General features: G+C 71.7%; 18 protein-coding genes and 1 riboswitch. Of the genes, 10 read left to right on the top strand and 8 right to left on the bottom strand.

Going from position 1 to position 22893, the window contains the following annotated elements; genetic code table 11:
* Positions 1 to 171: 171 nt before the first annotated feature.
* Positions 172 to 759, top strand: coding sequence for a flavodoxin family protein (locus tag ACWC0C_RS24100; RefSeq protein ID WP_450865788.1), 588 nt, complete (start codon positions 172 to 174; stop codon positions 757 to 759).
* Between the two features lie 6 nt (positions 760 to 765).
* Here ACWC0C_RS24100 and ACWC0C_RS24095 read toward each other — a convergent pair whose 3' ends face one another.
* From ACWC0C_RS24095 to ACWC0C_RS24080, 4 genes are all read right to left on the bottom strand, one after another.
* Positions 766 to 1701 carry an ABC transporter permease gene (locus tag ACWC0C_RS24095; protein WP_450865786.1) on the bottom strand — a complete coding sequence of 312 codons (936 nt, stop codon included), beginning with the start codon at positions 1699 to 1701 and terminating at the stop codon, positions 766 to 768.
* The gene (locus ACWC0C_RS24090; RefSeq protein ID WP_450865784.1) at positions 1688 to 2704 is read right to left on the bottom strand and encodes an ABC transporter ATP-binding protein; all 1017 of its coding nucleotides are present in this window, start codon (positions 2702 to 2704) and stop codon (positions 1688 to 1690) included. The genes ACWC0C_RS24095 and ACWC0C_RS24090 overlap by 14 nt, the downstream gene beginning before the upstream one ends.
* Before the next feature lie 69 nt (positions 2705 to 2773).
* Positions 2774 to 3991 carry a LolA family protein gene (locus ACWC0C_RS24085; protein ID WP_450865783.1) on the bottom strand — a complete coding sequence of 406 codons (1218 nt, stop codon included), beginning with the start codon at positions 3989 to 3991 and terminating at the stop codon, positions 2774 to 2776.
* Positions 3992 to 4808: 817 nt separating this feature from the next.
* A complete protein-coding gene (locus tag ACWC0C_RS24080) occupies positions 4809 to 5819 on the bottom strand; it encodes a polyprenyl synthetase family protein (protein ID WP_449196354.1) in 1011 nt (336 codons plus the stop codon).
* A 622-nt stretch (positions 5820 to 6441) separates the two neighbouring features.
* A riboswitch (cyclic di-AMP (ydaO/yuaA leader) is annotated at positions 6442 to 6619 on the top strand.
* A 4-nt stretch (positions 6620 to 6623) separates the two neighbouring features.
* On the opposite strand from ACWC0C_RS24080, the gene ACWC0C_RS24075 reads away from it, so the two are divergent.
* Positions 6624 to 7115 (top strand): transglycosylase SLT domain-containing protein, encoded by a 492-nt coding sequence (locus ACWC0C_RS24075; RefSeq protein ID WP_450865781.1) that lies wholly within the window; start codon positions 6624 to 6626, stop codon positions 7113 to 7115.
* A 150-nt stretch (positions 7116 to 7265) separates the two neighbouring features.
* Here ACWC0C_RS24075 and ACWC0C_RS24070 read toward each other — a convergent pair whose 3' ends face one another.
* The 3 genes from ACWC0C_RS24070 to ACWC0C_RS24060 form a co-directional block, all read right to left on the bottom strand.
* Positions 7266 to 8078 carry an HAD family hydrolase gene (locus tag ACWC0C_RS24070; protein ID WP_449196356.1) on the bottom strand — a complete coding sequence of 271 codons (813 nt, stop codon included), beginning with the start codon at positions 8076 to 8078 and terminating at the stop codon, positions 7266 to 7268.
* Positions 8079 to 8192: 114 nt separating this feature from the next.
* The gene (locus ACWC0C_RS24065; protein WP_450865779.1) at positions 8193 to 9395 is read right to left on the bottom strand and encodes an FAD-dependent oxidoreductase; all 1203 of its coding nucleotides are present in this window, start codon (positions 9393 to 9395) and stop codon (positions 8193 to 8195) included.
* 45 nt (positions 9396 to 9440) lie between these two features.
* Positions 9441 to 10688, bottom strand: a complete 1248-nt coding sequence (locus ACWC0C_RS24060) for a carboxylate--amine ligase (RefSeq protein WP_450865815.1) — start codon at positions 10686 to 10688, stop codon at positions 9441 to 9443.
* 305 nt (positions 10689 to 10993) lie between these two features.
* Here ACWC0C_RS24060 and fahA point away from each other — a divergent pair, with 305 nt between their 5' ends.
* The 8 genes from fahA (at position 10994) to ACWC0C_RS24020 (ending at position 20679) form a co-directional block, all read left to right on the top strand.
* Positions 10994 to 12211: a fumarylacetoacetase gene (gene fahA, locus ACWC0C_RS24055; RefSeq protein WP_450865778.1), complete on the top strand. Its 1218-nt coding sequence runs from the start codon at positions 10994 to 10996 to the stop codon at positions 12209 to 12211.
* 513 nt (positions 12212 to 12724) lie between these two features.
* The gene (locus ACWC0C_RS24050; RefSeq protein ID WP_450865776.1) at positions 12725 to 13663 is read left to right on the top strand and encodes a M56 family metallopeptidase; all 939 of its coding nucleotides are present in this window, start codon (positions 12725 to 12727) and stop codon (positions 13661 to 13663) included.
* Positions 13664 to 13796: 133 nt separating this feature from the next.
* Positions 13797 to 14585 carry a GntR family transcriptional regulator gene (locus ACWC0C_RS24045; protein ID WP_450865775.1) on the top strand — a complete coding sequence of 263 codons (789 nt, stop codon included), beginning with the start codon at positions 13797 to 13799 and terminating at the stop codon, positions 14583 to 14585.
* A 48-nt stretch (positions 14586 to 14633) separates the two neighbouring features.
* Complete coding sequence (locus tag ACWC0C_RS24040; protein WP_031166915.1) at positions 14634 to 14861, top strand: 4Fe-4S dicluster domain-containing protein; 228 nt, start codon at positions 14634 to 14636, stop codon at positions 14859 to 14861.
* Between the two features lie 14 nt (positions 14862 to 14875).
* Positions 14876 to 16219: an ABC transporter substrate-binding protein gene (locus tag ACWC0C_RS24035; RefSeq protein WP_450865773.1), complete on the top strand. Its 1344-nt coding sequence runs from the start codon at positions 14876 to 14878 to the stop codon at positions 16217 to 16219.
* Positions 16216 to 17130, top strand: coding sequence for an ABC transporter permease (locus ACWC0C_RS24030; protein ID WP_450865772.1), 915 nt, complete (start codon positions 16216 to 16218; stop codon positions 17128 to 17130). The genes ACWC0C_RS24035 and ACWC0C_RS24030 overlap by 4 nt, the downstream gene beginning before the upstream one ends.
* Positions 17114 to 17902: an ABC transporter ATP-binding protein gene (locus tag ACWC0C_RS24025; protein WP_450865770.1), complete on the top strand. Its 789-nt coding sequence runs from the start codon at positions 17114 to 17116 to the stop codon at positions 17900 to 17902. Before ACWC0C_RS24030 ends, ACWC0C_RS24025 begins: the two co-directional genes overlap by 17 nt.
* A gap of 11 nt (positions 17903 to 17913) precedes the next feature.
* The gene (locus ACWC0C_RS24020; RefSeq protein WP_450865768.1) at positions 17914 to 20679 is read left to right on the top strand and encodes a fumarate reductase/succinate dehydrogenase flavoprotein subunit; all 2766 of its coding nucleotides are present in this window, start codon (positions 17914 to 17916) and stop codon (positions 20677 to 20679) included.
* A 40-nt stretch (positions 20680 to 20719) separates the two neighbouring features.
* Here the strand turns inward: ACWC0C_RS24020 and recQ are convergent, their stop codons facing one another.
* Entirely contained in the window at positions 20720 to 22702 is a 1983-nt protein-coding gene (recQ, locus tag ACWC0C_RS24015) for a DNA helicase RecQ (RefSeq protein ID WP_450865766.1), read from the bottom strand.
* Between the last annotated feature and the right edge of the window lie 191 nt (positions 22703 to 22893).

The raw sequence follows: 22893 nt of genomic DNA, 5'->3' as shown, positions 1-22893 counted from the left end.
GTCGTACGCGTCCTGCCAACCAGTGTGTCGGTTCCCTTCGGCTTCCGCGTCACCGCAGCGTCACAGCCTCGCACCAGCCGCACCCTGAAACACCCTGGCGCGAATTGCTTGCGTGTGCATAAAATGCATACGCCTTTATCGACCGTACGACAGCACACACCTGGGGGACCCATGAGCCGTCGTTTCCTCTTCGTCCTGGGCAGCGCCCGCGCCGAGGGCAACACCGAGCTGCTGGCCCGCGCGGCGGCCGAGCAACTGCCCGGTGACGTCGAACAGCGCTGGATCCGCCTGGCCGAGCACCCGCTGCCCGACTTCGCGGACCTGCGGCACGACAGCGAGCACGTACGGCCGTCGGCGGACAGCACCGCCGGTCTGCTGCTGGACGCCACGCTCGCGGCCACCGACATCGTGATCGCCTCGCCGCTGTACTGGTACTCGGTGTCCGGCCTCACCAAGCGCTACCTGGACCACTGGTCGGGCTGGCTGCGCATCCCCGGCGTCGACTTCAAGGCGACCCTGGCCGGCCGCACGCTCTGGGGCATCGCCGCGCTGGCGCACGACGAGACGTCCGTCGCCGACCCTTATGTCGGCACGCTCAACAACTCCGCCGCCTACATGGGGATGCGCTTCGGCGGAGTACTGCTCGGCAACGGCACCGCGCCCGGTGACGTCCTGAAGGACACCGACGCGCTGACGCGCGCGAAGACGTTCTTCACACAGGACGCGCCCCTCGCCCGCTTCCCGTACCACAGCACCTGACGGGGCCTATGCGCTGATGTCCTTCGTCGTGAACCGCGCCCAGGCCGCCGAGCCGAACACGGCCGCGTACAGCGCCTGGAGGCCGAGGTTCCTCACCAGGTCGTCCCAGTAGACGGGGTCGCGCATCAAGTCGGCGAAGGACAGCCAGTAGTGCGAGAAGAGGTACGGCTGGAGCGCGTGCAACTGGGGTATCTGGTCGAGGATCTGGACGGTGATGAGCAGACCGACCGTGGTCGCCATCGCCGCGATGCCGCTGCCCGTGAGGGTCGACACGAACAGGCCGAGCGCCGCCACGCCGACCAGTGAAGCCGCGACCACCAGGGCTATCAGCAATGCCCGGCCGAGACCCTCGGTGAAGCTGATCCGGGTGCCGGATATGGTCGTGAGGTCGCCCAGCGGGAACAGCAGCGCGCCCACGGCCAGCGCCGAGACGGCCACGACCAGCGTGGCGAGCACACAGAAGGCCATCACGGTCGTGTACTTGGTGAGCAGCAGCCGGGTACGCCCCGCCGGGGCGACCAGCAGATAGCGCAGGGTGCCCGCGCCCGCCTCGCCGGCTATCGCGTCGCCCGCTACGACCCCGACGGCCATCGGCAGGAAGAACGGCAGGGTCGCGGCCAGCGCCGTGAACACCAGGAACAGGCCGTTGTTGGTGATCTGCGTGATGAACGCCGGGCCCTGGCCGCTGTGGTCCGCCGCGCCACCGCCCCGCGTCTGGATCTTCACGGCGATCCCGACCAGCACCGGCACCGAGGCCAGCACCCCGAGCAGGGCGAGCGTGCGCCAGCGGCGGACGGTCATGACCAGTTCGCTGCGCAGCAGCCCGAACGTCCACACAGGACTCGGCCGGCGTACGGCGGAGACCGGGACCGTATCGGATCCGGGGGCCGCCTCGGATCCGGGGGCTGTCTGGGATCCGGGGGCCGTCTCAGCCCGCGACATCGAAACCCTCCCCCGTCAGTGCCACGAACGCGTCCTCCAGCGAGGCCCGTTCGACCGTGAACCCGCGGACCCGGATCCCCGCCGCGACCAGGGCCGCGTTCACCTCGGCGAGGTCCCGCGCGGGTGGTTCACCGGTGACCCGGTCGCCGTCGGCGGTGACATCACCGGCGCCCTGTTCCTTCAGCACCCGGGCCGCCTCGGCCGGATCCGGGGTGGTCACCACGAGCCGGCCGCGCGCCCCGGCGGCCAGGTCGGCCACCAGGCCCTGGGTGACGAGCCGGCCCCGCGCCATGACCGCCGCGTGGGTGCAGACCTGCTCGATCTCGTCGAGGAGGTGGGAGGAGAGGAAGACGGTCGTGCCGTCGGCGGCCAGCTCCCGGATCAGGGTGCGGATCTCGCGCATGCCCTGCGGGTCGAGGCCGTTGGTGGGCTCGTCCAGGACGAGCAGCCGGCGCGGCTGGAGCAGCGCGGCGGCGAGACCGAGGCGCTGTTTCATACCGAGCGAGTACGCCTTCGCCTTCTTGCCCGCTGCCGCCCCGAGGCCCACCCGGTCCAGGGCGGCGGCGACGCGGACACGCCGGGTGCGGGGGTCGGCGGTCGGGTCGGCGGCGTCGTAGCGCAGCAGGTTGTCCCGGCCGGAGAGGAAGCCGTACAGGGCCGGGCCCTCGATGAGCGCGCCGACCTGCGGCAGGACGGCACGGGCCGCCCGGGGCATCGGGCGGCCCAGCACGCGGGCGGTGCCCGCCGTCGGCTCGATCAGGCCCATCAGCATGCGGATGGTGGTGGTCTTGCCCGAGCCGTTCGGTCCGAGGAAGCCGAAGACGCTGCCCGCCGGGACGGTCAGGTCGAGGCCGTCGACGGCGAGCTGTCCACCGCGGTAGCGCTTGGTGAGGCCGCGGGTGACGATGACACTCGCCTCCGCCCGGTCCGGGGCACGCCGTTCGGCGTCCCCGGCCTCCCCCGTGGCCCCCGCGTCCCGCTCCGTGGCGGACGGTCCGTCCATCGGCTCCCCCTCGATCCGCACTCCCTGAAGGGTCAACGCACGATCACGGCCCGTAGTGCCCGGACCGGATCACTTCCCCTCGTTCGCCGCCTTCACCAGGGCGTCCTTGGTCACCGCGCCGGCGTAGACCTTGCCGTCGTCGGTGATCAGGGCGTTGACCAGGCGGGTGGAGAAGACCGTGCCCTTGCCGAACTTGCCGGAGACCTTGTCGCCGATCGAGCCGAGGAAGCCGCCGAGGTCACCGGCCCTGGAGCCGCCGGTGGGCAGGCCGGCCTTGGAGCCGGTGTCGAAGGTGGCGATGGACGTCCAGCCCTTGCCGAGAACGGTGCCCCCGTCGTGGCCTTGGAGGAAGCCCTCGCCGGCCTTCGGAGCGTGCTCCCGCGCCGCGGGGTCCCGCTTCTCCTCCGTCACCTTCGCGCCCTTGGGCGGGGTGAAGTCGAAGGTGGACGCGGCCGGTTCGGCGAAGGAGACCTGCGTGAAGCCCGCGTCGAGGACGGCGGCTCCGCCGCTCTTCGGCGTCAGCGTGAACTTCAGCGGCATGCCCGTCTTCGCGTCGACGGCGATGCTGATCGCGCCGACCGTCGTGCCGGACTGCCGGGGCTTGATCAGCAGCTTGTAGGCGTCGCGGCCGGCCACCCGCTCGGTGCCGTCGACGGTGACGGACGTGGTGTCGTCCACCGACTTCAGCGCCTGGTCGGCGAAGTCCTTCGGCGTGGCCGGGGGCTCGGCCTTGCGCTCCTTGCCGGAGTCGGCCGAGGTGCCGTGAGAGACCTCGTTGCTCTTGCTGTCGTAGCCCCACACGTTCTTGCCGTTGTGGATGAGGCTGTACTCGGAACCGCTCTCCAGCAGCGACAGCTTCTGCTTCTCGGGGCCGTCGGCGGCCACGCGCAGCGTGTGCGTGCCGGAGACCAGCGAGGTGAGCTTGGACTGCGGGTCGGCGGAGGAGCCGTCGCCGGAGCCCTTGGCTGCGCCGGAGGCCAGGCTGTCCTCCAGGCCGCCGAGGTTGGGCAGGCCGAGGTCGGTGTTGATCCGCACGGTGCCGGACAGCTGCTGCACGTCCGACTTGGCGATCTTCTCGATGAGCTGCTGTGCGGTGATCTTGGGCAGGTCGGGGTCACCGGAGGCGGCGAGCGCCGGGACCAGCCCGATCGTGGCCGCCGCCACCCCCACCACCGCGACCGGGACCGCGTAGCGGGCGGCCTTGCGGCGTCCGGCGTGCGGGGCCGCGTCCCGCGCGACGTCCCCTCGCGCGGCGTCCACTGCGTCGTCGGATTCGTACGGTGCCATGTGTGCCTTACCTCCGTCGTCGGCGGCGGCTGTCCTCACGCTGGTCCACCAGAGCCGCCATTCTCACCCGAATCGGTGAGGAGTGGTGATTTCCGTGGCTTCCATCTCACCAAATCGGCCATGAGGAAGCGTCAGACCACGGAGCCAACTCCGTGTACGCCTGCGGTATGACACGTAGGGGCAACGACTCCCCCGACCCGTAAGGGTCTCACCGGAACGGGCGGAGCCGGACGGGGTCGCCTGGGCTCGTGCGGCTGGTTGCACCGGGGGTGCCGAGTGTGGCGGGCAGCCGGGGGCGGCGGAGGTCACGGCTCGGCGGATGGCCGCGGGGCCGCAGGACGTGGCTCGGCGGGCGTGGCTCGATAGGTGACCGGTGGGCGTGGCTCGATGGGTGACCGGTGGGCGTGGCTCGGCGGGCGGCCGGAGGGCGGAGCTCGGCGACCGACCAGCGGGCGGAGCTCAGCGGCCGACCGGAGGGTATAGCTCGGCGGGCGGCCGGAGGACGTAGCTCGGCGGGCGGCCGAGGTCGGCCGATGCAGCGTCCGGAGACGCGGTACGGCGGCGAGCCGGGGTCAGCCCGGCACGGGCCGGATGGTGTGGTGCGGCAGGCAGCCGGGGGTCGGCCGACGCGGCGCCGGGGAGCCGCGGCGCGGCGGACACCCGCAGTCAGCCGACCGAGCCGGAAGGCGTGCCGCGACAGGCAGCCGGGCTGTCAGCCGACCCCACGCCGAAGGCGTGCGCCGCAGGCATGGCGCCGCAGGCGGCGAGGGTTCAGCCGGCCCGCCACCGGAAGGCGTACCGCACCAGGCGGCCGGGCTCAGCCCGCGCGGTGCACCACCGCGTCGCACAGCTCCATCAGCGCGGCCTTGGCGTCGCATTCCCGCAGCGGTGCCAGCGCCGCGCGGGCCTCCTCCGCGTACCGGACCGTGTCCCGGCGGGCCTGCTCCAGCGCGGGGTGCGTGCGCAGCCCGGCCAGTGCCTCGGCGTGCCGGGCGTCGTCGCTGAGGTCGGAGTCGAGCAGCTCGCACAGCGCGATGTCCTCGGCCAGACCGAGGCGGGCGGCGCGCTCGCGCAGCCGGAGCACGGGCAGGGTCGGGATGCCCTCGCGCAGGTCGGTGCCCGGGGTCTTGCCGGACTCGTGCGAGTCGGAGGCGATGTCCAGGACGTCGTCGGCGAGCTGGAAGGCGACCCCGAGCCGCTCGCCGTACTGGGTGAGCACGTCGACGACCGTCTCGTCGGCGCCGGACATCATCGCGCCGAACCGGCACGACACCGCCACCAGCGAGCCCGTCTTGCCGCCGAGCACGTCCAGGTAGTGCTCGACCGGGTCGCGGCCGTCCGAGGGGCCGGCGGTCTCCAGGATCTGGCCCGTGACCAGCCGCTCGAACGCGAGGGCCTGCACCCGGACCGCCTCCGGACCGAGGTCGGCGAGGATCTGGGAGGCGCGCGCGAAGAGGAAGTCGCCGGTGAGGACCGCGACGGAGTTGCCCCAGCGGGTGTTGGCGCTGTCCACGCCGCGCCGCACCGCGGCCTCGTCCATGACGTCGTCGTGGTACAGCGTGGCCAGATGGGTCAGCTCCACGACCACGGCCGACGGCACGACACCCGGCGCGTAGGGGTCGCCGAACTGGGCCGCGAGCATCACGAGCAGCGGCCGGAACCGCTTCCCGCCGGCCCGAACGAGGTGCTGCGCGGCCTCCGTGATGAACGGGACCTCGCTCTTGGTGGCCTCGAGCAAGCCTTCCTCGACAGCCGCCAATCCGGCCTGGACATCGGCTTCCAGAGCCTGGTCCCGCACGCTCAGCCCGAACGGCCCGACGACGGTCACGAGGGGTCTCCTGTCTGCTGGTGTCTGCTGGCGATTACACGGTTTGTCGATAGGTCGCTGCCATCACTCAAGTCAGCGTATCCGGTCCTCTTTCGATCACCGATAGCGCCCACCGGTCCAGCCCGGGCGGTATCGAATCATGGCCGGTATGTTTTTGATCAAGTGGTAAGAACGGACATTTATCGACTTAACAGGAATCCGCACACTTTGTCGCGAACCGAGGGGCGAGCGGAGTAACGCCGACACCCCCCTCCACGCCGCGACGATCATGCATGACACGGCGGCCGCCGCGATCACTGCGGCCATCAGGACAACGACGGGCATCGCATCACGGCTTCCACCACCCGGCCGATCCACCCGAATCCCTCATGTCCGATTTGAAATACTTTGCTATTTCGTGAGTTGGGTCACGAAGGCCCATCGGTGCCCCGACCCCGCCGAACCACCCTTCCCCCTTGCCCCGTCGGCGACTTGAGGGTTGGCAACCGCAAAGGATCAAGCACCACATACGGCACAGACCAAGGTCAAATGGCACGTTGTGTGACTCCGGCACTTGTTCCGGACATGTGCTCTCGCATACGTTCCGGGCCGTCGGGCGGACGCCTAATCCTGCCGCCGCCCGCGTAACCCATCGACGAACTCATTCGTACGGCAGGAGCGGGGGACCCAGGTAAGTCGCCGGACCGGACGGCACACGTCGCACCGGAACGGCTAGGGGTGAAGCCGTGCCTTCCCGGGCACGGCCGGGCACCTCCCCGCCCGAACCCGACAGCTCACCTCGCAGGCGCCGGAGAGGAATTCCCCATGTCTGCTGCCGCTCAGCCCCGCCGTACCCGGACCAGCCGTCTCTTCCGCACCCTCGCCGTCGCCGGCACCGGTGCCGGCGTCCTCGCCCTGCCGCTCATCGGCGCCACCAGTGCCTCCGCGGCCACCCCCACGGCCGCCACGACGGCCTCCACCACCGTCGCCGGGTACCCGAACAACCTCGACGGCTGGATCCGCGAGTCGCTCGCGATCATGGCCCAGAAGGGCATCCCGGGCAGCTACAACGGCATTTACCGCAACATCATGCGGGAGTCCTCCGGCAACCCGTTCGCCATCAACAACTGGGACTCCAACGCCGCCGCCGGCACCCCGTCCAAGGGCCTGCTCCAGGTGATCGACCCGACCTTCAACGCCTACCACGTGGCCGGCACCGCGTTCTCCCCCTACGACCCGGTCGCCAACATCACCGCGGCCTGCAACTACGCCGCCGCGCGGTACGGGTCGATCGACAACGTGTTCAGCGCGTACTGACAGTCCCCGAGGACCGGCGGGACCGCCTGTCCGGCCGCGCCTCGGTGAAGCGGCACGGCATCGGCCGCCCGGCACGTTCCCGCACCTGACGGACGGGGCGTGCGGGGCGGCCGCCGCGTCTTCCCGGACGGCCGGATACTGATGTGCCGGTCAGTCGGTCGGGAACAGTTTTTCGAGGACGACGGCGATGCCGTCGTCCTCGTTCGACAGAGTGACCTCGTCGGCCGCCGCCTTGAGTTCGGGGTGCGCGTTGGCCATGGCGACCCCGTGTCCGGCCCAGTCGAACATCGGGATGTCATTGGGCATGTCGCCGAACGCCAGGGCCTCCTGCGCGGCGATCCCGAGCCGCTCGGCGGCGAGCGCGAGACCGGTCGCCTTGGTCACCCCGGACGGCTGGAGCTCCACCGTCCCCGGCCCCGACATGGTGACCGTCGCCAGCGAGCCCACCACCGCGCGCGCGACGGCCGCCAACTCGTCGTCGGACAGGGCGGCATGGCGCAGCAGCACCTTGCTGATGGGCTCGCACCACAGGTCGTCGCGCCGGCCGACCCGCACCGCGGGCAGGGTCGGGTGCGGCATCCGATAGCCGGGTTCGATGAGCGTGAGCCCGTCGACGCCGTCCTGGTCGACCGCCGCGTAGACCTGCCCCACCTCGGCCTCGATCTTGCCGAGCGCGGTCTCGGCCAGCTCCCGGTCCAGCCGGACCGACCACAGCAGACGGCCGGACGCGGCGTCGTAGACCTGTGCGCCCTGCCCGCACACCGCGAGCCCCGTGTAGCCGAGGAGCTCGAGGAGGGGCCGTACCCGCGGGGCCGGGCGGCCCGTCACCACCAGGTGCCGGGCACCGGCCCGCGCCACCCGCGCGAGCGCGGCGAGCGACCGGTCGGAGACGGTGTCGTCGCCGCGCAGCAGTGTTCCGTCCAGGTCGGTGGCGATCAGTGAATACGCGGGGGAGGCTGCCATGATCAGAGAATACGGATACCGCGCCCCGCCGACTCACCTTGTGACCCTGGGCACTTACGTACTGATCGTCCCCAAGTGGTGCCTGCCAGGCCCTAGATGAGGGGGCCGTAGGCTTCAGCCGTGGGCCGCCGCCAGGTGTTTCGCCAGGCGTGGGGAGGCGAACTCCGTACCGCAGACGAAACGCATCACCGGGCCGTACGACGACGCCGCCGGCAGACCGGTGAAGTACAGGCCGGGGACGGACGAGACGAAGCCGGAACCGAGCTTCGGCGTGCCGCGGCTCACCGCGAGCCGGGTGCGCAGTTCATGACCGAGGAAGTCCATCGCCGCTATGTCGACGCGGTAGCCGGTGGCGGCGATGATGTGGTCGGCGGTGAGCCGCTCGGCCTGTCCGCCGTGGGTGCGGACGGTGAGGACGGGGCTGCCGTCCGGCGCCTCGGCGGCCACGACCCGCTCGACATCCTGCACCTGCACGGCGCTCTCGAAGCGCTCGCGCAGCCACCATGCGCCGAGCGGTCCGAGGACGCGGCGGACCAGGTAGTGGCGGGTGGCCTCGGGCAGATAGCGGTAGGGGTGCGGGTAGTAGCTGAGCGCCCACAGCGACCAGGCGTTGCCGAAGGGGGACTCGGGGCGCAGCTTCGGCTGGTCCCAGGGCGGGGCGCCGAAGGCGACCCGGCCGCGGCCGCGGGCGACCACACGCACGCGTGCCCCTGCCTCCGCGGCGAGCGCCGCCGTCTCCAGCGCGGACTGGCCGGCACCGACCACGATCAGCCCCTTGCCGGCGAACCGGCTCAGGTCGTGATGCTGGGAGCTGTGCGAGACCGGACCCGTGGGCGCCGGTCCGTCGGCCGCGGCTCCCGCGAGCTCCGCCGGGAGGTGCGCCAGGCCCGACAGGCCGGTGGCGACGACGACCGCGCGCGCGGTGAACATCTCCCCCGAGTCCAGCTTCAGTTCGAAGCCGCCGCTCTTGTCACGGTCGACGGAGACGACCCGCACCCGCTCCAGCTCGGGGACCAGCTTCTGCTGGAACCACTCGCCGTAGGCGATGAACGTCTCCGCCGGGATGATGTCCTCGTCGGTCACCAGGCGGCGGATCCCGGCCGCGTCGCAGTAGTCGGCGAGGGTGTGGCCGGGCTGCGGGCAGTCGAAGTTCGAGGCGGCGGGCGTCGACTTCAGGAGCATGCCCTCGGGCATGTGGTCGCGCCAGCTGACCATGGGGTCGCCGAAGACGCGGACGGGGATGCCGCGCGCCCGCAGATGGGCGGCGGTGGACAGGCCGAACGGCCCGGCCCCGATGACTGCAACCGGTCGAGTCACGAAGTCCCTCCCCAGGACACGGTGCGCCACTCTCGGTGGCCTTGCCTACTTCGTGGAGGTGGTGCTGCTGCCGCGGCGGTTGGTCCGCCACAGCTGATAGAGGTGCTTCGCGCCCGGGCGCACGAAGCGGGCGAGCATCGTGAGGAACGGCAGCGGGTCGTCACCCGCGAGCCAGGCCAGCTCCGTCCCGCTCGCCTTCGCCGGCGCGTGCGGCGTCGTATAGCCGCTGCGGCGGTAGGCGAGGAGGGCGGGGAGGTCGATGTTCTCCACGATGTAGCGGTGGCCGGCGCGCTGTTCCCCCTCCGGAACGGGGCGGCCGGTCAGGTTCAGATGCATGGCGCGTACGACGTCCACTCCCGACTCGTTCTCGAACAGCCGGAACTGGGCGCCCATGCGCGGGTTGAAGTCGAGGAGCTTGTACTGTCCGTCGCGCCGGTCGAAGCGCAGGTCGAGGTCGATGATGCCGCTGTAGCCGATCTGTTTGATGAAACGCGCGGCGAGGTCGGTGAGTTCCGGGTTGTCGACGACGTACGCGTTCGCCGTCATGCCGGCGTGCGGCGGCCATGAGCGGACCTTGACGCCGGTGAACAATGCGAGGGGGCTCGCGTCCTGGTCGAAGCAGGCGTGCACGATCCAGTCCTCGGCCTCCTCGCGCGGCAGGTACTCCTGGAGGATCACGCCCGGCTGCGCGCCCCAGTCACGGGCGAGGGCGAGCAGGCCTTCGCGGGTGGCGATCCGTGTGGTGCCGCCGACCGCGGGCCGTGTGCGCCGCACGAACGCCTCGCGGTTCTTGGCCACCACCGGGAAGCGGGCCGTGTCGGCGAAGGCGACGATGTCCTCGTACGACTCCGGGAACGCCGACGCGGGGCTCGCGATGCCGTGCTCCACGCACAGTTCGTGCAGGCCCTGCTTGCTGGCGAGGCGGCGCGGCAGCCCGGGGTCGACACGCGGAAACAGAAAGGATCCGGCCAGATCGTCCTGGTGCTCGGCGATCAGTACGGCGGCCTCTTCGTCGGTCGGGATCAGGACAGCGGGGCGGCCGATGCGGCGGCCGATGCGCAGCAGGCCCTCGACCAGGTGGCCCGGGTCCTCCGCGCCGGTCGTCGGCCACACGAAGGCCTTCTTCAGATAACGCGAGGAGGCCGCGGGCGTGTACGCGTCCTCGGTGATGGCATACATGGGCACGCCGAGCCGGCCCAGGCTGCGGATCGCACCGACGCCGCCGTGGTGCAGCGGATAGTCGCCGAACTTGACGATCAGTCCTGGTACGTCCCGGTCCGCCTCGAACGGCACACCGACGGTGTTTCCGGCCACGGGTCCCCCCACGTGTCCCCCCAATGGAACGGACCCACCCCGTCCGTGTCCCCAAAGGACGCTAAGCCGGAATTGCCGCCTCCGACAAGGCCTATTCGGACATTGCGAACTCTTTAGACAGGGTGCGAGCAACCTTTCGAAGACCCTCCGACACGCACCTTTCGGACACCCTTCGGGGTACCGCATGGGGCACTGCCCAAGACACGCGTCACGGCCGTAACGTGTGGCGCGACCACATGGAACGAGCGCCATGCACGGCCTGGATGAGAGTGAGGCAGTACCCCATGCCCCCCTTCGACGTCCCCGAGGGCGACCCCTTCGGCCCGCACAACCTTCCCTATGGCGTGTTCTCGCCCTCCGGCAGCACGGAGCGGAGGGTCGGCGTCCGGCTCGGGGACCACGTCCTCGACGCGGGCGCCGCAGCCGCCGCCCTCGGCTCGCCGCACCACGCGCTGCTCGCGCGGCCCACCCTCAACAAGCTGCTCGCCGCCGGCCGTCCGACCTGGTCCGAGGTGCGGCGCGCCCTCACGGACTGGGTCACGAACCCCGCGCACCGCGAGACCCTCGAGCCGCTGTTCCACCCCCTGTCCGAGGTGAGCCTGCACCTTCCCTTCGAGGTGGCGGACTACGTCGACTTCTACGCCTCGGAGAACCACTCCCGCAATGTCGGCCGGATCTTCCGCCCGGACGCCGAGGACTCCCTCACCCCCAACTGGAAGCATCTGCCGATCGGTTACCACGGCCGCTCCGGCACGGTGGTCGTCTCGGGCACGGACGTCGTACGGCCGTCCGGACAGCGCAAGGCGCCGGCCGACCCGGCGCCCGTCTTCGGCCCGTCGATCCGGCTGGACATCGAGGCCGAGGTCGGCTTCGTCGTGGGCGCGCCTTCCGAGATGGGCAGCCCGGTCGCGCTGGCCGACTTCCGCGAGCACGTCTTCGGGCTGTGCCTGCTCAACGACTGGTCCGCGCGGGACATCCAGGCCTGGGAGTACGTCCCCCTCGGCCCGTTCCTCGGCAAGTCCTTCGCGACCTCGGTGTCGGCGTGGATCACGCCGCTGGAAGCACTGGAGCACGCGCGCGTGGCGCCCCCGGAGCGCACGCACCCGCTGCTGCCCTATCTGGACGACTCGGCGCCCGGCATCGAGCCCGGCGGCTACGACCTGCGTATCTCCGTCGCGATCAACGGCCACGTGGTCTCCGAGCCGCCTTTCTCGACCATGTACTGGACCGCGGCCCAGCAGCTCGCCCACATGACGGTGAACGGCGCCTCGCTGCGCACCGGCGACCTGTACGGCTCGGGCACGGTGAGCGGCCCCGAGGAGCGCCAGCGCGGCTCGCTGCTGGAGCTGACCTGGAACGGCCGCGACCCCCTCGATCTCCCCGATGGCAAGCGGACCTTCCTGGAGGACGGCGACGTGGTGACCCTGTCGGCCTGGGCCCCCGGCGCGGACGGGCGCCGTGTCGGACTCGGGGAGGTCAGCGGGCGGGTCGTAGCGGGGTGAGTGATGTCGGGGTGAGCGGCGCCTTGTAGGCAGGAACGAGCAGTCCCGCCGCGACCGCTCGCCGGCGATCGTGGCCGCATGGGGGGACGTCGTGTCCACCTCCCTGCTGGGCGCGGCAGATCCCCGCCCTGATCAGCAGCGGCCTGCTGACCGAGGGCGAGCGGCCGCCGACGGTACGGCAGCCACGGCAGCCGCTCGCGGGCCTCGGCCTGGCGGCGGGCACCGTGGCTCGTACCTTCCGCGAACTGGAGGCGGCGTCCCTGATCCGGACCCGGCGCGGCGCGGGGACGCGGGTGACTCCTCGGACATAAGACCTCTGCTCCCGGAGGCGGGCCGGACGGCGGGAAGGAAGCGGGCGGCAGGAACTGCGGGACGGATCACCGCCGAGAACTGCCTCGCGCCGCCCCGCACCGTCATACTGGGCGGACACGCACCACGCGACGCGCCCTCGGCGCGTCGCCCCGCACCACCCGTCACCCGCACAACTCTCCGATCAGGAACCGGAGCCCCGGCATGACCGTCTGCCTGCTCCTGCTGAGCGTCGTCGCCCTGACGGCCGCCCTGCCGGCACCACGCGCGCTGACCCGTGCCGCCTGGCCCGAGCGGGAACCCGTGGTCGCACTGTGGGTGTGGCAGTGCCTGGTCGCCACGGTCCTGCTGTGCTGCCTGGCCGCACTGATCCTGGGCACGGCGGCCGTCTTCCACACCGTCCGCGACCGCGTGTTCGCCCCCGCGCCGCCCTCCGTCACCGCCGCCTACGACCTCTCCGCCGCGCCGGTATGGGCCGCCGCCCTCACCGTGCTGCTGGCCTGCGGGGCCGCCTGGACGACGGCGATGCTGGGCCGGGAACTCGTCGAGGCCCGGCGCAGCCGCGGCCAGGCCCGTGCGCAACTGCGCGAACGCGCCCCCGACCTGCCGGCCGGGCTGCCGGCGGCGCGCGGCCCCATGCTGGTGCTGGAGGACGAGTACCCGGACGCCTGGTGGATGCCGGGGCACCCGCCGCAGCTGGTCGTCACCACCGGCGCACTGCACCGGCTCACCGACCACCAGCTGGACGCCGTCCTCACCCACGAGCGCGGGCACGCGCGTGCCCACCACGACTGGCTGCTGCACCTGTCCACCGCGCTCGCCACGGGCTTCCCGCGCGTGCCGCTGTTCGCCCACTTCTGCGACCAGACGCACCGTCTGGTGGAACTCGCGGCCGACGACACGGCGTCCCGGCGCTGCGGGCACCTCACTACGGCCCTCGCGCTGATCGAGCTGAACCAGCACCGGGGCGTCCTGTCCTGCGACTCCAGCAGGCGCCTCCTCGGCGAACGCGTGGACCGCCTGCTTGAGCCGCCGCCGCGGCTGCTGCGCCGGCACCGCGCCCTGACGACCACGGTGGCCGCTCTGGTGCCGTTGCTGCCGCTGCTGATCACGTTCGCTCCGGGGCTGACGGCACTGTCCTGACCGCCCGGCCGGGTGGCAGATCTTCCCGCCCGGGGAGGAAAACCCGCAGCTCAGCGAGGTATCCAACGCTCCCTCACCTGGCGCAACACTTCGGCAACACGCCTTTCCCTATCGCATCGGTATGGTTCCAGCCATGCCACCCACCGACCGCCCCCGCGACCACGCCGGTCAGGGCGCAGCGACCACCGTCGCCGCCCACCGTGCGCGTCGACGGCTGCGTGCGGACCGGGCCAGGCAGCTCGCCGACCTGCTGCGCCGCCAGATCCTCACCGGCGCCTTCCAGAACGGCCCCCTCCCCCACGAGTCCACCCTCGCCGCCGACTACCGAGCCTCCCGCAACACCGTCCGCCAGGCCCTGGACCTCCTCAGGGCCGAGGGCCTGGTGGAACGGCTGCCCGGAGTCGGCACCGTGGCCGTCGCCCGGAAGTACCCGCACGGGCTCGACCGCTTGATGGGCCTCGCGGAAACCCTCCGCGAACACGGCCGCGTCATCAACGAGGTCCGCACCATGGCCCCCGCCCCCGCACCCGCCCCGGTGGCCGACCGCCTCCACGTCCCCGCCGGCGCCGACGTCCTCTACATCGAACGCCTGCGCCGCCTGAACGGCCTCCCGCTCTCCCTCGACCTCACCTACATCCCGCTCGACATCGGCACCGCGCTGCTCGGCGCCGACCTGGAGAACACCGATGTCTTCCGCCTCCTGGAAGCCATCACCGGCCGACGCCTCGGCCACGCCGAGATCACCCTGGAGGCGGTGACCGCGGACGCCCACTCCGCCGCCGTACTCCAGGCCCCGCGCGGCGCCGCCGTACTGATGCTGGAACGCCTCACTCACCTCGCCGACGGCCGCCCCGTCGACCTGGAGTTCATCCGCTTCCGCGGCGACCGGATCACCATGAGCGGCCTGCTCCACCGGTCGTAGACACCCCGCCCCCGCTCACCCCTGCCTGCACGTTTCCTGGAGACAGCCATGCCCTTGGCGCCCCAGCGGGCCGACGTGCCCGTGACCATCGACGAGTCGAAGTGCATCGACGGCTGCACCCTCTGCGTGGACATGTGCCCGCTGGACTCCCTCGCCATCGACGAGACCAACGGCAAGGCGTACATGCACGTCGACGAGTGCTGGTACTGCGGCCCGTGCGCGGCCCGCTGCCCCACCGGAGCCGTCACGGTCAACATGCCCTACCTGCTCCGGTGAAAGGCACAACCACCATGAAACGAACGGCAGTTGCCGCATCCGCCGCCGCCCTCCTCCTGCCCCTGTCCGCCTGCGGCGGCAGCGCCGAGGCGGGCAGCGGCTCCACGGTCACCGTGACCGTCGGCTACCAGTCCAAGACCATCAACACCGTCACCGCGGGCACACTCCTGCGCTCCCTCGGCTCCTTCGAGAAGCAGCTCAACTCCCTGCACGACGGCCACACCTACAAGGTCGACTGGCAGGACTACGCGACCGGAGCCCCGATCACCGCCCAGATGACCGCCGGCAAGATCGATATCGGCTCGATGGGCGACTTCCCGCTGCTGCTGAACGCCGCCCGCGGCAAGCAGCTCGGCCGCCCTACCCACCTGGTCTCAGTGACCGGCTACAACCTGCACGGCGGCCTCAACACCGTCGTCACCACACCCGATTCGAAGCTGACCTCCCTGAAGGACCTGAAGGGCAAAAAGGTCTCCACGAGCATCGGCTCCGCCGCCGACGGCACTCTCGTACGGGCCCTGCAACGCGCCGGCATCGACCCCGACAAGGGCATCGCCAAACTCAACCAGCAGCCTGCCGTGGGCGCCTCGGCACTCTCCTCCGGCAGCGTGGACGCCCTGTCGCAGTTCGTTGCCTGGCCGGGCCTGCTCACCTATCAGGGCAAGGCGAAGGCCCTGTACGACGGCGCACAGCTGAACCTGCCCACCTTCCACGGCGTCACCGCCCGCGAGGACTTCGCCGAGCAGCACCCGGCCGTCCTCGAGGCCTTCCTCAAGGCCCAGGCGGAGGCGACGGACTACCTCAACACCCAGCCCGTCGCCGCGGCCGAGAAGGTCGCCGAGGCCACCGGCCTTCCCGCCGAGGTCGTCTACCTCTACAACGGTGCCCACGGCATCGCCACCTTCGACCCAGCCGTCAAGCCGCAGCTCGTGTCCGCGCTGAAGCAGGACGTCTCCGTGCTGAAGGCCGCCAAGCTGACCGGCGACATCGACGTGGACTCCTTCGTCGACGACCAGTACGTCAAGAAGGCCCTCGGCGCCTCCTACGACAAGAGGATCACCGCCGCGCCCGCACCGGCCGCGGGCGAAGTGTGGCCCAAGGGCAGCGAGAAGACCGTCTCCTTCAAGTCCGCGAAGGAGCTGCTGGCCTACGTGTCCGGGCACCAAAACGGCATCCGCGCCGCCTACGTACCCGACGCCACCACGGGCACCCTCTGGTTCGCCGACAAGGCGGTTTGGGTGGCCGACGGCGACCAGCTGCTGCCCTTCGTCACCCCGTCGACCGCGCAGGCCTACGTCACCGCCCACCGCGGTGCCCGCACAGTGTCGTACCGCGAGGCTCTGGAGCGGGCCTCATGACCCGGCGGCCCCTCGCCCGGTATGCGCTGCGGACGGCCTCCCTGGCCGCTTTCCTCGGCCTGTGGCAGTTGCTGACCAGCCTGAACGTCGATCTGTGGCTGCGCTTCTCGCAGTTCCCGACGGTCACCGACGTGGCCCGCGCCTTCGCGGGCCGGCTCTCCGGCGGCGACTACTGGACCGACCTCACCGACAGCCTCACCCGCATCCTGACCGGCTTCGCCCTGGCGGCCGTCCTGGGGGTGGCCACGGGCGTGCTCGTCGCCCGCTCGCGCCTCGCCGAAGATCTGCTCGGCCCGGTCCTGGAAGTGATCCGCCCGATCCCGGCCATCGCCCTGGTCCCGGTCGCGATCCTCCTCTTCCCTTCCAACGAGCAGGGCATCGTGTTCATCACCTGCACCGCCGCCTTCTTCCCGGTGCTGGTCTCCACCCGGCACGCGGTCCGCGCGCTGACCCCCGTCTGGGAGGAAGCGGTGCGCACCATGGGCGGCCGCCGGCTGCGGATCCTCGGTTCGGTCGTGCTGCCGGGCGCGCTGCCCGGCATCTTCGGCGGGCTGTCGGTCGGCATCGGCGTGTCGTGGATCTGCGTGATCTCCGCCGAGATGATCTCCGGCCAGTACGGGGTCGGCTACCGCACCTGGCAGGACTACACGGTGGTGAACTACCCGGGCGTCTTCGTCGGCATGGTCACGATCGGCGTTCTCGGCTGGGTCACCTCCACGGCCGTGGAACTCCTCGGCCGGCGCCTGACCCGCTGGCTGCCCCGCACCTCGTACGTCCCCGGCGGCCGCACCCGCGTGCCCCGGCCTGTCGCCGCCCCCGTGCGTGCCGACGGCGATTCCGAGCATCAAGCCCAGCCCGAGCAGCAGGGCCAGAAGGACACCGAGGAGGCCCGCGATGAGCACCTCGTCTGAGACCGTCACCGCTCCCGTCGCGCCGGCATCGGGGGCCGTACGCGGCACCCGGCTCACTTTCCGGGCCGCCGTGCTCGGCCGCCCGGACGCGCCCGTACTGTACGACGTCGACCTGGACGTCTCCCCCGGCGAGATCCTCACCGTCGTCGGCCCGTCCGGCTGCGGCAAGTCCACGCTGTTGCGGACCCTCGCCGGGCTGCTGGCTCCGCTGGGCGGCGCGGCCGAGGTGGACGGCGTGCCGCTCACGGGGCCCTCGGCCGACCGCGCGCTGGTCTTCCAGGAGGACGCGCTGCTGCCCTGGCGCACCTTGCGCGGGAACGTCGAACTGCCGCTCGCCATCAGCGGCGTACCGCGCTCCGAACGCCGCGCACGGGCCGAGTCCTGGCTCGCTCGCGTCGGCCTCAGTGCGCAGGCAGGGCAGTTGCCGCACCGGGTGTCCGGCGGGCAGCGCCAGCGCGCCCAGTTGGCCCGCGCCCTCGCCGACAGCCCGCGCGCGGTCCTGATGGACGAGCCTTTCGGCGCCCTCGACGCACAGACCCGCTCCGGCATGCAGGACCTGCTGGTGGAGGTGTTGCGCGGTACGGGCGCGACCGTCGTCTTCGTCACGCACGACGTGGACGAGGCCCTCTTCCTCGGCGACCGCGTGGCCCTGCTCGGCTCCGGACGGGTGGTCGCCGTACGCGACGTACCCGGGCCCCGTGACCGCGGGGCCCTCGACGACCCGGCCCGCGTGGCCCTGCGCCGCGACATCCTCACCTCGCTCGGCTCCTGAAAGGCACCCCGGTGACCACCCCCGCGTCCACTTCCCCGGAGATTCCCGCCGTCACCGACGCCGAGGAGCTGACCTGCGACGTCCTCGTCATCGGCGGCGGCACCGCCGGCACCATGGCCGCCCTGACCGCCGCCGAGCGCGGTGCGAGTGTCCTGCTGCTGGAGAAGGCCCACGTCCGGCACTCCGGCGCGCTCGCCATGGGCATGGACGGCGTCAACAACGCGGTCATCCCGGGTCGCGCCGAACCCGACGACTACGTCGCCGAGATCACCCGCGCCAACGACGGCATCGTCGACCAGTCCACCGTCCGCCAGACCGCCACCCGCGGGTTCGCGATGGTCCAGCGGCTGGAGTCGTACGGGGTCAAGTTCGAGAAGGACGAGCACGGAGAGTACGCGGTCCGCCAGGTCCACCGCTCCGGCTCGTACGTACTGCCGATGCCAGAGGGCAAGGACGTCAAAAAGGTCCTCTACCGGCAGTTGCGGCGGCGCGAGATGCGGGAGCGGATCCGGATCGAGAACCGGGTGATGCCGGTCCGGGTCCTGACCGCCGGGGGGCGGGCCGTGGGCGCCACCGGCTTCCACACCCGCACCGGCGCCTTCGTCACCGTCCGCGCGGGCGCGGTCATCCTCGCCACCGGCGCCTGCGGCCGGCTCGGCCTGCCCGCCTCCGGCTACCTCTACGGCACCTACGAGAACCCCACCAACGCCGGTGACGGTTACGCCATGGCCTACCACGCCGGCGCCGAACTGACCGGTATCGAGTGCTTCCAGATCAACCCGCTGATCAAGGACTACAACGGCCCCGCCTGCGCCTACGTCGCCAACCCCTTCGGCGGCTACCAGGTCAACCGGCACGGCGAGCGCTTCGTCGACTCCGACTACTGGTCGGGACAGATGATGGCGGAGTTCGCCGCCGAGGTCGCCAGCGACCGCGGTCCGGTCTACCTCAAGCTCAGCCATCTCCCCGAGGAGTCGGTCTCCGCCCTGGAGTCGATCCTGCACTCCACCGAGCGGCCCACGCGCGGCACCTTCCACGCCGGGCGCGGGCACGACTACCGCACCCACGACGTCGAGATGCACATCTCCGAGATCGGCCTGTGCGGCGGTCACTCCGCCTCCGGCGTCCGCGTCGACGACCATGGCCGTACGACCGTCCCCCGGCTGTACGCCGCCGGGGACCTGGCCTGCGTCCCGCACAACTACATGATCGGCGCGTTCGTCTTCGGGGACCTCGCGGGCGCGGACGCCGCCCAGTACACGGCATACGACGGGGAGCTTCCGGCGGGCCAGGTGCGCGAGGCCCACGAGCTGATCTACCGCCCGCTGCGCAACCCGGACGGCCCGCCGCAGCCCCAGGTCGAATACAAGCTGCGCCGTTTCGTGAACGACTACGTGGCACCGCCGAAGTCCGGTGCGCGGCTCTCCCTCGCCCTGGAGGCCTTCGAGCGGATGCGCGCCGACATCGCCGCCATGGGCGCCCGCACCCCGCACGAGCTGATGCGCTGCGCCGAGGTCACCTTCATCCGGGACTGCGCCGAGATGGCCGCCCGTGCCTCGCTCGCCCGCACCGAGTCCCGCTGGGGCCTCTACCACGACCGTCTCGACCACCCCGGCCGCGACGACGTCTCCTGGTTCCACCATCTCGATCTGCACAAGTCCCCCTCTGGTGCGATGGAGTTCACGGCCCGTCCCGTAGCTCCGTATCTGGTCCCGGTCGAGGAGTTCACGCCGGTCGGCGGTCCCTCCCGCCGGTTGGGCGAGGTCCGTCCCGAGCACGTGGCCACGGCCGGGCCGCGCGAGGTGGCGCCGGTCGCCGCAGGACCGAAGGCCACGCGTGCCACCACCTCCGCCGACCGGGCCGGCGTGGCGGGCACCGCCTCGCCCCGGCTCCTGGAACTGCTGGAGCTTGCCGAGGCCGAACCAGAACTCCCCCTGATCGAGCCCTATTTGGCCGACCCGGACCCTGCCGTCCGCCGCACGGCCGTCTCGGTCCTCACCGAGACCGTGCCGCCCGGCACCGGGCAGGCCCTGGCCGGTGCCCTCGCCGATCCCGACGCCGAGGTCCGCGCGACCGCCGCGGCCTCACTGCGCGAGCTCGTCGAGACGCTGCCGCCCGAACCCGCCCTGGGCACCGCCCTCACCGGCGCCCTCACCGCCGCCGACCCCGTGGTCCGGGCCGCCGCCCTCGATGTGCTGCGCGCCCTGCGGCTCGGCGACACCCGGGTGTTCGCTGCGGCGCTGGACGATCCCGACATCGCCGTCCGCACCGAGGCAGTACGGGCGCTGGTCTCCGTCGACGCGGTCCGGCCGCTGACGGGTGCCGCGGACGATCCGTCCCGGGAGGTCCGGGTCACCGTGGCCAAGGCCCTGGCCTCCGTCGGCGCGGCGCCCCTGACCGCGGGTGACCGCGAGCTGCTGGCCGCCGCGCTGGACCGGCTCACCAAGGACACCGATCCGCTGGTGCGCGGCGCCGCACTCGCCGCGCTGGCCGGCACCGGCTGCCGGGCCCCGCTCGCGGCCCGCGCCGTGGCCGCACTGTCCGATCCGGCCTGGCAGGTGCGCTCCGGCGCCGCCACCGCGCTGTCGGCCGCGTCCTCCGACACGGCCGTCCCCGCCCTTGCCAAGGCTCTGGCAGACCCGAACGCAGACGTGCGCAAGGCGGCGGTGCTGGCCCTGACCCGGCACCGGACCACGGCGGAGGCGCGCGCGGCCCTCGCCACGGCCACGGCCGATTCGGACGCGGACGTCAGGGCCTACGCGGCGCGGGGGCTGTGACAGCCGCTCCGTCTGGCAGGCGGGCGGGCAGGCAGTGGGCTTATATCCAGTTGTCCGGCTCGGGCTCCTCCTGCGGCTCCGGCCAGTCGGCATCCTGCGTGTCGCCTGCGGCCGGGGCCGGCCCGTCCAGGGACGCCAGCACGGCGAGCACGCCCTCCCCGTAAGTCACCAGCTTCTTCTCGCCGACGCCGCTCACGGTGCCCAGCTCATGCACCGAAGCGGGCCGACGGCTGACGATCTCCCGGAGGGTGGCGTCGTGGAAGATGACGTACGCCGGAACGCCCTGCTCGCGGGCCTGCTCGGCACGCCAGGCGCGCAGCGCCTCGAAAGCGGGCAGGAGTTCGTCGGGCAGCTCTGCCGCGGCGGTCTTGGCCTTGCGGTCGCCACCGGAGGCACCGCCCGACCGCGACCGGGAGGCGGCCGGCTTCTTCGGCTCCTTGCGCAGCGGGACCTCCCGCTCCCGCCGCAGTACCGAGCCGCTCGCCTCGGTGAGCACCAGCGTGCCGTACTCCCCCTCGACCGCGAGCAGTCCCTGGGCCAGCAGCTGCCGGACGACGCCCCGCCACTCGGCCTCGGTGAGGTCCTGGCCGATACCGAAGACGGACAGCTGGTCGTGGTCGAACTGGATGACCTTGCCGGTGCGCTTGCCGAGCAGGATGTCGACGATCTGTACGGCGCCGAACTTCTGTCCGCGCTCCCGCTGCAGCCGTACCACCGTCGACAGCACCTTCTGCGCGGCGATCGTGCCGTCCCAGGTCTCCGGCGGGGTGAGGCAGGTGTCGCAGTTGCCGCAGCCGGCCGCATCGGGTTCCTGGCCGAAGTAGGCGAGCAGCTGGCCACGGCGGCACTGGGCCGTCTCGCACAGGGCGAGCATGGCGTCGAGGTGGGCGGTGGCCCGGCGGCGGAACGCCTCGTCGCCCTCGCCGGACTGGATCAGCTTGCGCTGCTGTATGACGTCGTTCAGGCCGTAGGCCATCCACGCCGTGGACGGCAGTCCGTCGCGGCCCGCGCGGCCGGTCTCCTGGTAGTAGCCCTCGATCGACTTGGGCAGGTCCAGGTGGGCGACGAACCGTACGTCCGGCTTGTCGATACCCATGCCGAAGGCGATGGTCGCCACCACGATCAGGCCGTCCTCGCGCAGGAAGCGGGACTGGTGGGCGGCGCGCGTGCCCGCGTCCAGGCCCGCGTGGTACGGCACCGCGTCGATGCCGTTGGCGGTCAGGAACTCCGCCGTACGCTCCACCGAGTTGCGCGACAGGCAGTACACGATGCCGGCGTCGCCCGCGTGCTCCTGGTTGAGGAAGGCGAGCAGCTGCTTTCTGGGGTCGGCCTTGGGCACGATCCGGTACTGGATGTTGGGCCGGTCGAAGCTGGCGACGAAGTGGCGGGCCGTCGGCAGGTTCAGCCGCTGGGTGATCTCCTGGTGGGTGGCATGGGTGGCCGTGGCGGTGAGCGCGATCCGCGGGACGTCCGGCCAGCGCTCGCCGAGGAGGGACAGAGCGAGGTAGTCGGGGCGGAAGTCGTGGCCCCACTGGGACACGCAGTGCGCCTCGTCGATCGCGAAGACGGAGATCTTGCCGCGCGAGAGCAGGTCGAGCGTGGTGTCCAGGCGCAGCCGCTCGGGTGCCAGATACAGCAGGTCCAGCTCGCCGGCCAGGAACTCGGCCTCGACCACGCGCCGCTCGTCGAAGTCCTGCGTGGAATTGATGAAGCCGGCCCGCACGCCGAGAGCGCGCAGGGCGTCCACCTGGTCCTGCATCAGGGCGATCAGCGGTGAGATCACCACGCCCGTACCGGCTCTGACCAGGGCCGGGATCTGGTAGCACAGCGACTTGCCACCGCCGGTCGGCATGAGGACGAGAGCATCGCCGCCCGCCACCACATGCTCGACGATCGCTTCCTGCTCGCCCCGGAAGGCCTCGTACCCGAAGACCCGGTGCAGCGTGGCCAGCGTCTCGCTGTCGGCCGCGCCCGGCCCCTCGGTCACCTGTGGCATCTCGCTGATCCCGCCCGTCGCGCCCATCGTCCTGTCCCCCGTCGGTCCCCCGTGTGTCGTCTCTCGACCGCTGCATCCACGATAGGGGCACGGACCGACAGCCACGGACTTATCCACAGGCTCTCGAGGTATCCCACGTCAAGGACACGATGGTCGTTCACACGTTCGCTGGAGACCTGCCCGTTTCCCGCCGATAGTCTGAGAGGACCGGCGAGACT

The sequence above is a fragment of the Streptomyces sp. NPDC001709 genome (assembly GCF_053596375.1).
The sequence above is the reverse complement of the archived record's forward strand: the minus strand, read 5'-3'. Positions and strand labels throughout refer to the sequence as shown.